General features: G+C 46.4%; 8 protein-coding genes and 1 pseudogene. 3 read left to right on the top strand and 6 right to left on the bottom strand.

What is annotated here, in order from left to right:
- Nucleotides 1-32: 32 nt before the first annotated feature.
- A complete protein-coding gene (locus CSD97_RS09605) occupies nt 33-680 on the bottom strand; it encodes an HAD family hydrolase (RefSeq protein ID WP_005827705.1) in 648 nt (215 codons plus the stop codon).
- A gap of 118 nt (nt 681-798) precedes the next feature.
- On the opposite strand from CSD97_RS09605, the gene CSD97_RS09600 reads away from it, so the two are divergent.
- Complete coding sequence (locus CSD97_RS09600; RefSeq protein WP_005837216.1) at nt 799-2,154, top strand: MATE family efflux transporter; 1,356 nt, start codon at nt 799-801, stop codon at nt 2,152-2,154.
- 129 nt (nt 2,155-2,283) lie between these two features.
- On the opposite strand, the pseudogene CSD97_RS19235 reads toward CSD97_RS09600, so the two are convergent.
- The 5 genes and pseudogenes from CSD97_RS19235 to CSD97_RS09575 form a co-directional block, all read right to left on the bottom strand.
- Nucleotides 2,284-3,376: pseudogene (locus CSD97_RS19235) on the bottom strand (FtsX-like permease family protein).
- Nucleotides 3,377-3,395: 19 nt separating this feature from the next.
- Nucleotides 3,396-5,720, bottom strand: a complete 2,325-nt coding sequence (locus tag CSD97_RS09590) for an ABC transporter permease (protein ID WP_087333140.1) — start codon at nt 5,718-5,720, stop codon at nt 3,396-3,398.
- Nucleotides 5,721-5,770: 50 nt separating this feature from the next.
- A complete protein-coding gene (locus CSD97_RS09585) occupies nt 5,771-8,074 on the bottom strand; it encodes an ABC transporter permease (protein WP_098032331.1) in 2,304 nt (767 codons plus the stop codon).
- Between the two features lie 21 nt (nt 8,075-8,095).
- The gene (locus CSD97_RS09580; protein WP_057097889.1) at nt 8,096-8,779 is read right to left on the bottom strand and encodes an ABC transporter ATP-binding protein; all 684 of its coding nucleotides are present in this window, start codon (nt 8,777-8,779) and stop codon (nt 8,096-8,098) included.
- Between the two features lie 24 nt (nt 8,780-8,803).
- Nucleotides 8,804-11,119, bottom strand: a complete 2,316-nt coding sequence (locus CSD97_RS09575) for an FtsX-like permease family protein (protein WP_035448587.1) — start codon at nt 11,117-11,119, stop codon at nt 8,804-8,806.
- A 283-nt stretch (nt 11,120-11,402) separates the two neighbouring features.
- Between CSD97_RS09575 and CSD97_RS09570 the strand changes: the two genes are divergently transcribed.
- Together CSD97_RS09570 and CSD97_RS09565 are read left to right on the top strand one after the other, a co-directional pair.
- On the top strand, nt 11,403-12,209 hold the full coding sequence (locus tag CSD97_RS09570; protein ID WP_008664467.1) for a metallophosphoesterase: 807 nt from the start codon (nt 11,403-11,405) through the stop codon (nt 12,207-12,209).
- A complete protein-coding gene (locus tag CSD97_RS09565) occupies nt 12,184-12,921 on the top strand; it encodes a hypothetical protein (protein WP_005827685.1) in 738 nt (245 codons plus the stop codon). The genes CSD97_RS09570 and CSD97_RS09565 overlap by 26 nt, the downstream gene beginning before the upstream one ends.
- Nucleotides 12,922-13,209: the final 288 nt, after the last annotated feature.

The following is a 13,209-nucleotide window of genomic DNA, read 5'->3' as shown; positions in this document are numbered from 1 at the left end:
AATTTTCGGCGCAAAGGTAATCCTTTTTCTGATTACTTGTGCAATTGAGTTAATTTATCGTAAGTGAATCCCTGAAAGTCATCCAATACATAATGACACAACGGAGCTATGTCTTCACGGGAATTGGTGGTTGCCAACCCTATAACGGTAGCTCCTGAAGCCATGCCAGCTTTCAGCCCGTTGAAAGAATCCTCGAATACATATGTGGTGTCGGGAGTTGTGCCGAAAACCTCCATACCCAACAGAAAACAATCCGGTGCAGGCTTGGAAGCCGTAAACATCTCGGCCGTAAGGATACGGTCGAAAAGAGTCTTTATTTCGGGATGAACCCGATAGACAGCTGCCATCTTCGCTTCGTTGGAGCTGGTCACTACGGCAGTCTTCACCCCATTCCGGTGTAGGTCGGCAATGAAGTCAAGCACTCCGGGAATAAAGTCGAATGACATTTCCTGTTCAAAGCGGTTCAGCCGTTCGGTAATTTCGGCCTGTTCCTTCGCCATGCCCGGAAAAAAGGTATCATAAATATAGACCAGCGTCTGGCCCTTCACCCTGCCTTCAATATCATCCATACCCAAATACTGCTTTCCCATTTCATGCCAGAAGTGACTGTACTGTGTTTCCGTGTCTACCACCACGCCATCAAAATCAAAAAGTACGGCGGTTGCTTTTGTTGTGTCCATAAACTTTCTTTTACCTAAATCTGTTAATACCAAAACATTATAGCGTACAAAGGTGGGAATAATCTGCGAATCAAACAAATATTTTATACCTTTGTGCTCCTTAATTGACTCATATCAAATGAACAACGCGCATATATTAGGAACCGAACGTATTGGTAAACTGCTTGTGCAGTACTCCATTCCGGCCATTATAGGCATGACGATTACTTCGTTGTACAACATCATCGACAGCATTTTCATCGGTCATGGCGTAGGTCCTATGGGCATTGCCGGACTCGCCATTACTTTCCCTCTGATGAATCTGGTCGTGGCTTTCTGTACGATGGTATCGGCAGGCGGTTCCACCATTTCGTCCATCCGTCTGGGGCAGAAAGACCTGGACGGAGCAACGGAAGTATTGGGAAACACACTGATGTTCTGCCTGGTCAACGCATTCATATTCGGCAGTGTTTCATTCATCTTTCTGGATGACATCCTGCGCTTCTTCGGTGCCAGCAATGATACGTTGCCATATGCCCGCGACTTTATGCAGGTGATATTACTGGGTACCCCCGTCACTTATACCATGATTGGCCTAAACAATATCATGCGTGCCACGGGATATCCCAAGAAAGCGATGCTCACGTCTATGGTAACGGTAGTCTGCAACATAATCCTCGCTCCCATTTTCATCTTCCAATTTGACTGGGGAATACGGGGAGCTGCAACGGCAACGGTCATCTCGCAGTTCATCGGCATGGTGTGGGTAGTGAGCCATTTCCTGCAAAAGACAAGTGTGGTACGTCTGCAACGGGGGTTCTGGAAGATGAAGAAACGTATCATCAGTAGTATATTATCCATCGGTATGTCACCGTTCCTGATGAACGTCACGGCATGTGTCATTGTGATTATCGTAAACAACAGCCTCCAACAGTACGGAGGCGATATGGCCATCGGGGCATATGGCATTATCAACCGACTGCTGGTACTCTATGTAATGATTGTATTGGGGCTGACGATGGGAATGCAACCGATTGTAGGCTATAACTTCGGTGCGCAAAAGCACGACCGTGTGAAGGCTACCCTGCGCCTGACCATCATTGCCGGAGTATGTATCACCAGTACCGGCTTCCTTATCTGCGAATTGTTCCCCCATGCCATATCTGCCATCTTTACCAGTGATGAAGAGTTGATAGATATTGCTTCCAGAGGCGTACGCATTGCCGTAGCCATATTCCCGCTGGTAGGTGCACAGATTGTCATCGGCAATTTCTTCCAAAGCATCGGGAAGGCGAAAATCAGTATCTTCTTGTCGCTGACACGCCAATTACTGTATTTGTTGCCGGGACTACTGATATTCCCGCATTACTTTGGGCTGGACGGCATCTGGATATGTATGCCGGTATCGGACTTCTTTGCTTTTGTGACGGCGGCGGTGGCACTGTGGATATATAATACCCGGTTATCTGTCAAGAGCAGATTTACGAAAGATTAAAAGATTATAGGAAAAAGAAAAGGAGAAGCCATACCTCTCCTTTTACGCTAATTTAAAATTGAAGTGTTTATAAAATCACTTTATAAAGATACAGCATCCAGAAGCCGATGTCAAGTATTTCGGGATATTTCATTCACTCTTGATGCTATTTACCGGATTCTCATTGGCAACATGCCATGATTTCATCACTACACATCCCACGATAAATGCAAGCAACAAAAAGCCGATACTGATATATCCGACGATAGGCAGTAGCACCACATCACTAAACTGGCTGATCCAGATTTGCCCTACCTCGTAAGCTACAAGTGTTCCAAGCACTACAGACGGTATGGAAATCCAAAGCACATCACGCGACAGCAATCGCAATATACCGGATGTTTCCGCTCCATTCACCTTACGAATGGCAATCTCTTTGGAACGTAAACGTATTTCATCATCCACATATCCCACCAGCCCCATCAAAATGATAAAAAGAATGGTGACAGATGCCCATAAAGTGACATCACGGAAGACACGCACAGATTCGGCATAATTGTCCAACATTTGCTCCATAGAACGAAATACAAGGTCATCTTGCGGATATAGACGGCTCATATCCTCGTTCAATCGGCGCAGGTTGTCATCAAACGGTTCTTTAAGGCGGGCCTCCAGACAAAAGGCTGTGAAAGATGCCTTTAACAAGCAAAGTAGCTTCATGCCTCCAGAAATCGTATGACACAGTCTTACCTATGGGATTTTCATCACCAAATACCTGCCGTACTGCCGTTTCTGAAAGGAAAACTACATCTGGATTCGCTAAATCCTGCGGATTTCCTTTCACTACATCCAAACCGAGAACAGAAAAATAGAGCGTATCAGCAACCACAGTCTTCAATTCCAACGGACGGTTGCCCAACTTATATTTGTCACCAAACAGTGAACAACTGACCGTAGCTCCTTGTACCTTATCAGAAAATTCTTCAGCTATCACATTAGGAACCGGAATAATAGTGTAGGAACTTTCTCCCCCTTCCAACACTCCATTTTTCAACCAACCCGTCTTCACAATATAAAGGTTATCCGAATCATGATAAAAGTTATCAAAACTCAACTCGAATGCAATCCGTGCAAATAGAAATACAGACATCAGCAGTCCCAATGCCAAAGATACAATCTTAATGGCATTGGAGCCTTGCTTGTGCAACAAGCTTTGTAATGTATAATAAATGTGCCGCCTCATAATTTCCTGAAGTTATTTTTTATTCGCTCTTAATGCTCTTTACCGGATTCTCATTGGCTATATGCCATGCTTTGACTACCACCACCAATACAATGAGTGCCAGCAAACAAATGCCCAACAGCACAAACCATCCAACGGAAAGTAAGGAGCTGTCCGGAAACTGCTCCATCCAGATACCCGAAATATACCAAGCAAAGACAATTCCAATAATCACAGCACCGACAGCTACCTTTAGAATGCCTACCGATAGTAAACGGAGAATATCAAAAGCCTCTCCTCCATTCACCTTACGGACGGCAATCTCTTTGGAACGGCGCTGTGTCTCGTCACTGACGTAGCCTATCAAACCCATCAGGACGATAAACAAAATGCAAATACTCGTAGCACACACTATGTTCCGAAACCGCAATACACTTTCATTCTTCACTTCACGTATCCGTTCATAGGTCTCAAACTCCAACGAGCAAGTAGGGAATGCCTCGCTCACCATTTCGTTCAACCGCTTTACATTCTCCTCCACCGGTCCCTTCATACGGACGTTGAACACGCGTACACCTTTTTCATTATAGATAAAAGCCGTATTTGTCAGTTCTTCAAAGAAACCCATATTGCGAATATCATCTACCACTCCTACCACCGTAATCGGTCCGTCCATTTTCATCCAAGAGAGGTCGATGGGTATTTTCTTCCCTATGGACTCATTACTCCATTTCATCGTTTCCACCATCTTCCTGCCTACCACCGCTTCACCTTCATGCTGCGGCCACGAACCCTCTACCAATTCCATACCCATTACCTCCGGAAAATCTTTTCCGATGAACTGATAATGCAGTAGGTCAATGGAATTGCCTTGTACATCCCTCAACATAGCGGTATTGTACGTTTGCAGCATACCGAATGTTGTGAATGCTACAGCTTCCACATAAGGCTCCCTACAAATGGCATCGGCTACATTCCTACCCAGTTTCATATCTCCCGACAAGTCCGCCATGACAAGTCCGGACGTACGGAACCCCACACTACGCTTCATCAAATCGCGGTACTGCAAAACGGTAGTAAACAGCATGCCCAATATAAAGGCAACACCCGCAAACTGCACAAACAGCAGTCCCCGCTTCCACGAACGCTTGTTTTCCGTATAACGGCGGAAAACCTGTGTCACGGGGATGCGGGCATACATATATCCCGGCAGAACACCTGCCACCAGAAAAAGCAGCAATACCGTCAATACCGGCACATACATGTTCTCCATAGTGAATACATCAGCCAGACGGGAACCAACCATATCCTGAATAATGTCACTGAACAAGTGCATCAGCAACACACAACAGCCCACAGACACCAACACAATCAATCCCGTTTCCCACATGAACAAACCTAATATATGCCCGCTACTTGCACCACAGCATTTATGTACTCCTACAGATTTGGCACGGCGATTTATGGAGGCAATGGCAGCCAGCACATAATTCATGATGGAAACAAAGAAAATGGAGAAACCCAATACCCCCAGAATCAATAGCCTACGTATATTATCCGGATAACTGAGATAGACATCGGGCAATGCCATTACACTGAATTCCAGATATTCCGTATCTCCCAGACGAGTGTCCATAAACTGCTCCACAGCTTTCTGTATTCCTTGATTCATAATGGACACGTCCTCCGCATGCTTCAAACGGAAAAGAATATAATAAATATTGTTCTGCTTCCACGTTCCTCTACCGTAACGCCACTCAAAGGCCTCCAATGAAAGTAATACATTATGCGGCAATATAGTATTCCCCGGTACATCCTGGTAAACACCCCGCACTGTCACATTAAACTCTTTCTCCACCGAAATTTCTTTCCCTATAGGGTCCTCATCGCCAAATAATTCATGAGCCTTGCTTTGTGAAAGAAAGGCATTGTTGCCGTTTATCAAGTCATGCGGGTCTCCTTTCAGTACTTGCAGCCCTACTGTCTGCAAATAAAGTGTATCAGCAAACAAAACTTGCACATCGTCCAGATGCTTATTGTTTACGTACAGCCTTGGCTGCCAAAAATCAACAGCCCGGCTGGCACATTCCACCAAATCCGGAAACGTCTCCCAAATGTCGGTAGCAGCCGGACGAAAAGTACCATTGTCATATTCCTCAGACGGAACACCGTCCTTCACACTTTGCAGACGCAGCAACGCCACCCGTTCCGGCTCTTTGTAGAAGCTCTCGTAACTCAGTTCATAAGCAATCTGAGAAAAAAGAAGAATGCCCACCAACAAGCCCAAGGTCAGAGAGAAGAGTTTGACGAAATTTCCCCCGCGACCGCGCAGCAATGTTTGTATCGTATAATATAGTTGTCTCATAATATCATTTCAATTTACTCTTCTCGTCCATAATCAAATATAATTAAAGTTTATTCACTCTTGATACTGTCTACCGGATTCTCATTGGCAATCCGCCATGCCTTGAATACTACACAACCGATGATGAACAATAGTACAATGCATGCAATAAGCAAGAATCCGCAGATACCAAAATCCACTCCCTCCACAAACTGCTCTATCCAGACACCGCCTATATACCAGGCTCCCAGCCCTCCAAGAAAAACGGCCGGCAAGGATATCCAGAATATATCCTTCGAGAAAAGCCGGAGAATGGATGACGCTTCCGCACCATTCACCTTGCGGATGGCAATTTCCTTGCTGCGGCGTTGTATCTCGTCATTGATGTAGCCAATCAACCCCATTAACGTAACAAAAAGGATGGTTATGGCAGCCAGTAAAGCTGCATTACGGAAATCCGTGACGGTACTGTTCTGGTCGTCAATGACCTTGTGAAACGAGGAAAATACAATGTCACGGGTAGGAAACAGCTTTTCCATGTCTTCATTCAAACGCTTGAGGTTATCGTCAAAAGGCTCTTTCAGACGTAATTGGATGTTTCCGGAAAATCGGTCAAGATAAGTTGCATACATAGGTTGCACCGCCACATAAGCGGCATTGGATGTGGCAAAGTCTTTCAGTACACCTACAATATTGCCCGCTATGCGATCGCCGTTGCGCACTTGCCTGCCTATCGGTTTATCTTCCCAATGCATCATTTTCAAAAATGTTTCATTGACCAATATCTGCCCAGGGGCATCCATATTCTTGCCTTCCGCAAATTCCAACTTCATAAACGGGGCATAGTCCTTGCCAAATTCCACCCAACGCATGCTCATCCACTGCCCGTTATCAGTCGTAACCCCTTCTCCACTCAATCCGTCTGTAAGAAGATTACCGCTACAAGCTCCATCTTCCACATAAGGCAAAGAAAGCATCACACTACGATTTGCATCGCTTTCCGCATCCGAGTCAAAGGATACACCCGAAGCATAAGCCACCCGGTGGTAATCGAATCCACGTTCTTTATTGGTGATGTAATGGCTCTGCATAAGCACCAGCCCCAACAAACCGAAAATAAAGGAGGTACCGGCAAACTGCACAAACAAGAGCGGACGTTTCCAGCCTTTCTTGCCTTCGGTGTACCGGCGGAAAACCTGCGTCACCGGAATGCGGGCAAAAAGCTGCCCGGGCAACATGCCGCCTATCATAAACAAAATGACTATCACTGAAAGCGGTGCCCAAATGTTTTCCCAAGAGAAAAGACCGGCAAGACTAACGTCGAGCATGTCCTCCAACGGCTCACGGAAATTAAATAGAAGCAGCGCTACAAGCAGCAAGGAAGAAAGCATGATGACTCCGGTCTCCCATAAGAACATACCGAAAATAGTTCCCGTATTTGCCCCACTACATTTATGTACGCCTATAGCTTTGGCACGACGGTTCATGGCTGAGATGGAAATAAGCACATAATTCATCGCCACAATAAAAAGTATGGCGGTTCCCAGCGTCAACAGAATCCATACCATACGCATGGTACTGATACCAAATTCCATACGGTAGTCCTTTATCGGAACCAGACTGATAAACACATCATCGCTCTTGCGCACCTGCTCGGCAAGTTTCTCTATTCGGGTGTTCACATCGTCCAATTGCACCCCCGGGCGCAGACGGACAAAGGACATATAGCTGTCTCCACCTCCCCACCCCCAGTATCCCCAATGATGCTTGAAGGAGGTAGCCAGAGACATCACGACACCACTTCCATAGAAACTGGAGTTTTCGGGGAAATCTTCAAAAATGCCCTTCACGGTCATTGACATCTGTTTGTTATAGACCACCGTCTGCCCGATGGGATTCTTATCGGCAAACATGCTGCCGGCCAGCTCCCTGCTGATGAAGACCACCTCCGGATTATTCAGCTCGCGAGGGTCTCCACTGACAACATCAATGCCCATAGTGGCAAAGAAACAAGAATCGGCCGTCATGGCATTGGTCTGGAAACGGCGTTCATTGGCAAACCAAGCCGAATTGCTCCACCATTGCTGGGTGACGGTAACACTCTCCACCTCGTCAGGCAGGTTTTCGGCAATGGTACCAGCCACCGGTCCAAGAGTTATATGCGAAGGATGATACTCGTTGTTGTAATACCATACTGTTTTGACAAGACACAAACGTTCATGGTCCTTGTAGCAGGTATCATAATTGAGCTCGAATGCCTGACGGGAAAAAATGAGGATACTGACTGCCAACCCCAGTCCCAAGGAAATAATCTTGATGAGGTTGGAGCCTTTTCCTCGTATCAGTGTCTGAAGAGTGTAATATAGTTGTCTCATGGAAGTTGTTTTAAAAGTCTGTTACAAATCCTGCGCTGCCACACTTGCCACCACACTACCGTCGAAAAGATGTATCGTGCGGTGTGCAAACGAGGCGTCGTGCTGGCTGTGGGTCACCATAATAATCGTAGTACCCTCTTTATTCAGTTCTGTCAACAGATTCATCACCTCAGCTCCGTTCTTGGAGTCCAAGTTACCGGTAGGCTCATCGGCGAGTATCAGCTTGGGATTGGTTACGACCGCACGGGCTATCGCCACACGCTGCTGCTGACCGCCGGAAAGCTGTTGCGGGAAGTGTTTGGCACGGTGGCTGATGTTCATCCGCTTCAGAATATCCTCTACCATGCGTTTGCGCTCACTTGCCTTCACGCCGAGGTACGTAAGGGGAAGTTCCACATTCTCGTAGACGTTCAGTTCGTCTATCAGGTTGAAGCTCTGGAACACGAATCCCAGTTTCCCCTTACGTACGCGTGTACGTTCCTTTTCTTTCAAGTCCGCCACTTCCTGGCCGAGTAGCTTGTAACTGCCCTCAGTAGGATTGTCCAGCAGTCCCAGAATATTCAGCAAGGTGGATTTGCCGCAACCGGACGGCCCCATAATGGCTACAAACTCTCCCTCCTTTACATCGAGGTTTACGTGATTCAATGCTACCGTCTCTACTTCCGAAGTACGGAATACTTTGCTGATGTTGTTAATCTCAATCATGATATTTAATGTTTTAATATTGTTTTATTCGCTCTTAATACTATTCACCGGATTCTCGTTCGCTATCCGCCAGGACTTCCAAAGTACGCAGGCTACGATAATCACCAAATTGGCCATCACTACCAGTACGTATACTGCCCAACTGATGTGAATACGCTCCGCAAACTGTTCCATCCACATTCCGTTGACATACCATGCCAATACCGTACCGATGACAACTGCCGGAGCCGCCACCACAAGTATATCCCTCGACAGCATTTCCAAGATACCGGAAGCCTCTGCCCCGTTCACTTTACGGATGGCAATCTCCTTACTGCGGCGGCGCACCTCGTCGGTGGTATACCCAATCAGCCCCATCAGCATAATGAAGAACATGGTCACTGCCGCCATCAAAGTGGCATTGCGGAATACACGGACAGAATTATAGCTGTTCTCTATCCTTTTCTCATAACCGGTAAAGTCAATGGTCTGGTCATGGAAAGCCTCGGCTACATCGTGGTTCAACTTCTGCAGATTTTCGGTAAAGGGTTCTTTCAAACGAACATGTACCGTTCCATAAAAATTCTTGTTCCCACGGGCTATGAAAGGCATCTTCTCGGTTCTGAAACTCTCTATCTGGAAATCCTTCAACTGCCCTACGACCTTGAATGTATTCCCTTCGGTATATACCGTACGGCCTACGACGTCGTCTCCCCAACGCATCATCTCGGCAAAGGTCTCGTTCACCACGACTTCCTCTTTATCGCGCGCCATACGTCCCGTCTTCATAGTCATGCCCATCAAAGCAGGAAAATCCTCGCGCATGAAATAAGAAGAACGGCAAGAGAAAAGTGCCTGCCCGCTCTCACTATGAATCATCGAACCGCTATATCCGCTAATGGGTGTGCTGTTGGCGCTGGACACCGCTTCCACGTAGGGCAATCCCTTGAAGAACTGATAAGCCGCGTCACGCGTCGCTTCATTATCCCAGTAGGCATTACCTATGGCTATCTGCTTGGGATTATACCCCATATCCTTTTTCAGTACATACTGATATTGCGACATCACCACACACATCAATCCACTGATGAATGCCACGCCTGCAAACTGCACAAACAGCAACGGACGCTTCCAGCCCTTTTTCCCCTCGGTATAGCGGCGGAACACCTGCGATACGGGAATACGCGCAAAGAGCCGGCCCGGCAACACGCCTCCCACTATAAACAGCAGAAGCACTACCGACAACGGTACCCAGATACGCTCCGGAGCCAACAAGGTGGAGAGCTTTACAACGACCGTGTCTTCCACAAAATCGCGGAAGTTGAGCATTATCAACGCCATCAGCAGCAATGCTGCCGCAATGATGATACCCGTTTCCAGCAAAAACATGCTGAAAACCGTGCCACCGCTCGCACCGCTGCATTTATGTACGCCTACCGACTTGGCGCGGTAGCTCAAAGAGGAAATGGAAATCAGCACATAGTTCAACGCCGCAATGAAAAGAATGGCAAAACCAAGAATGCTCATGATGACACGCATCCGCTGCACATCATCATAATTGCGGTATGTATCACGGATGGGCTGCACAAAAGCCGTGTAACCGTACTCTTTCTTATCTTCTGCCGGGCGATATTTGTCTATCATGGCATCAATACGCGCATTGACAACAGATTTGTCGGCACCGGGACGGAAACGGATAAACTCTACCCAACTGTCTCCCCCGCTCCACGAGTAGTTATTCCAGTTGCGGCTCCACAAGGTAGGCATCGAGATAACCGCTTCCGGATTGATTGTGGCGTTCTCAGGCAAATTGGCATAGATTCCCTTCACCGTCAGGTCAAACTGATGGTCATAATTAAGCGTTTTCCCTATAGGATTCTCCTCACCGAACACTTTCCTTGCAAAGCGTTCACTCAAGAAAATAATATCCTTCTGCACCAAGTCCTTTTCGGGATTCCCGTTCAGGACGTCGATGCCCATAGTACGAAAGAACAGCGAATCGGCTGCAATCTTCCTGTCATCAAGACGCACGCTTCCATTGTAAAGAGGAGCAGATACCATAGACGTGCTCAAACTTACTGCCGACTCCACCTCTTTGGGGAAATTCTCCAAAATAGCTCCTGCCACGGGACCGCAATTCCACTCCTGAGGCTCAAACTTCTCTCCTTTCACCGAGAATATCGACCATACCTGATACAAGTTATCATAATCCTTGAAGCAAGTGTCAAAACTCTGTTCATATGCCACGCGGGAGAAAAGCAGAATACTCATCGTCAATCCCAATCCCAAAGAAATGACCTTGATGATATTCGAACCGCGTCCCCGCAGTAAAGTCTGAATTACATAATAGATTTGTTTCATTCCGTTTATCGTTTATTAGATTTATTTTCTTGCTTTTCATATTGCAGAAAGCGTGCCAAAGAATACACAAACCTGATTATCAGCGCATATCGTATTTCAGAAGAAGACAAAGGTGTCTAATTTTTAGACGGGAGTGTCTAAAAATTAGACAGAGGCCGAATCTCTGTTCAGCCTCATAGAACAAAAAAAAGGGAAATTAGAAAAGAATCATAAGAATGAAAACTTTACCTTTGCCCACAGTTTTCTAAAGATAGAGTATAAACGTAAAATGAAGCACCTGCACATGAAATTCCCCAAACTCTTATATCCTTCATTCCTATGCCTGCTTATAGCCGGCTGCGACATGATAGATTATCACCCTTACGATGTACACATCAGCGGTGAAACCGATGTCAATGCCCACAACATTGCCCAAATAGAGCAGAACTGCCAGAACAAGACAACAATCCGGTTCGTAACAATGGGTGATTCCCAGCGCTGGTATGACGAGACCGACGACTTTGTAAGCCACCTCAACAAGCGGGACGACATAGATTTCGTCATTCATGGCGGAGACGTCAGTGACTTCGGTGTAACAGACGAGTTCCTTTGGCAACGGGACATTATGAACAAACTCAAGATACCCTATGTGGTACTTCTCGGCAATCACGACTGCCTGGGCACGGGCGAAGAGACTTATCGTGCAATATTCGGAGACCCCAATTTCTCCTTCATTGCAGGACGGGTAAAGTTTGTCTGCCTGAATACCAACGCCATCGAATTCGACTACTCCCGCCCCATTCCCGACTTCGAGTTTCTTGCCGCACAGATACGCGACCATGAAGAGGAATTCGATAAAACCGTTGTGTCCATGCATATACGCCCGTTCTGCAACGAGTTCAACAATAATGTGGCACACGTATTCCAGCGTTACATCAAGGAATTTCCCGGACTGCAGTTCTGTACATCCGCACACGAACACCATCGCTTCGAGAAAGACCTCTTTGAAGATGGGATAATGTATTACATGAGCGACTGCATGAAGAACCGCAATTACTATATATTCACCATAACCCCCGACGGATATGAACGCGAAGTGGCATATTATTAATCACCTGGCATGCGCCGTCGTCTTCTTGTCGGTATGCTCTTTTTCTGCTTTTTCACAAGAGAGAGATACCATCTTCATCATAGAACACGATACCGTATGGATGGACCTGCAACCGGATGCCGTCATTGAAAGCCAGACCAGAGAGAACCGTTATGACCGCCGCGTACACCGCTACCGCAGGCATTGGGAGGCCTTGATTCCGACGCACACCAAAATTCAGTTTGCCGGCAATATGGGGTTGCTGTCATTCGGTACCGGATGGGATTACGGCAGAAGAAACCAATGGGAAACAGACGTATTCTTCGGAGTATTGCCCAAATATGACTCCAAACGTACCAAGCTGACATTCACCGTCAAGCAGAACTACCTTCCCTGGAGCCTGCAAATCAAGCAGAGCCGTTTTTCTGTAGAACCGCTGGCTTGCGGCATGTATCTGAACACGGTATTCGGCGATGAATTCTGGGTCAATGAACCGGAACGCTACCCTAAAGGATATTATGGTTTCTCCTCTAAGGTACGCATCCATGCATTCTTAGGACAGCGCATCACTTACGACATCGACCCGCAACGACGGTTCACGGCCAAAGAAATCACTTTCTTCTATGAAATAAGTACATGTGACCTATATGTAGTCAGCGCCTTCACCAACAAGTATCTGAAACCCAAGGATTATCTGAGCTTGTCATTTGGCATCAAACTGCAACTGCTATAAATTTTTTCAGTACCGCCATGAGCTCTTACTGAAGTTGCTACAAACTAATTTCTGTTTTACTTAAATCTATTCGTCCCACAATCGTTATATTATCGTCCGACAGCTGTTGAATTATCGTCCAACAGTTATCGGACGATAATTCAACAGCTGTCGGACGATTAATTCTTAGCAAGCAAAAATATAAAATAAAGCGGCATAAGGATTTGCTAAATGAGAAGGAGAATCTTAATACTTTGAAAACTGAGAGATTTACCGAATATAATGCAGATAAATCATTAACTTTGCCTG

The organism is Bacteroides sp. AR29, from assembly GCF_900217715.1.
GTDB lineage: Bacteria > Bacteroidota > Bacteroidia > Bacteroidales > Bacteroidaceae > Bacteroides > Bacteroides uniformis.
This window is presented reverse-complemented; position numbering and strand designations above follow the sequence as displayed.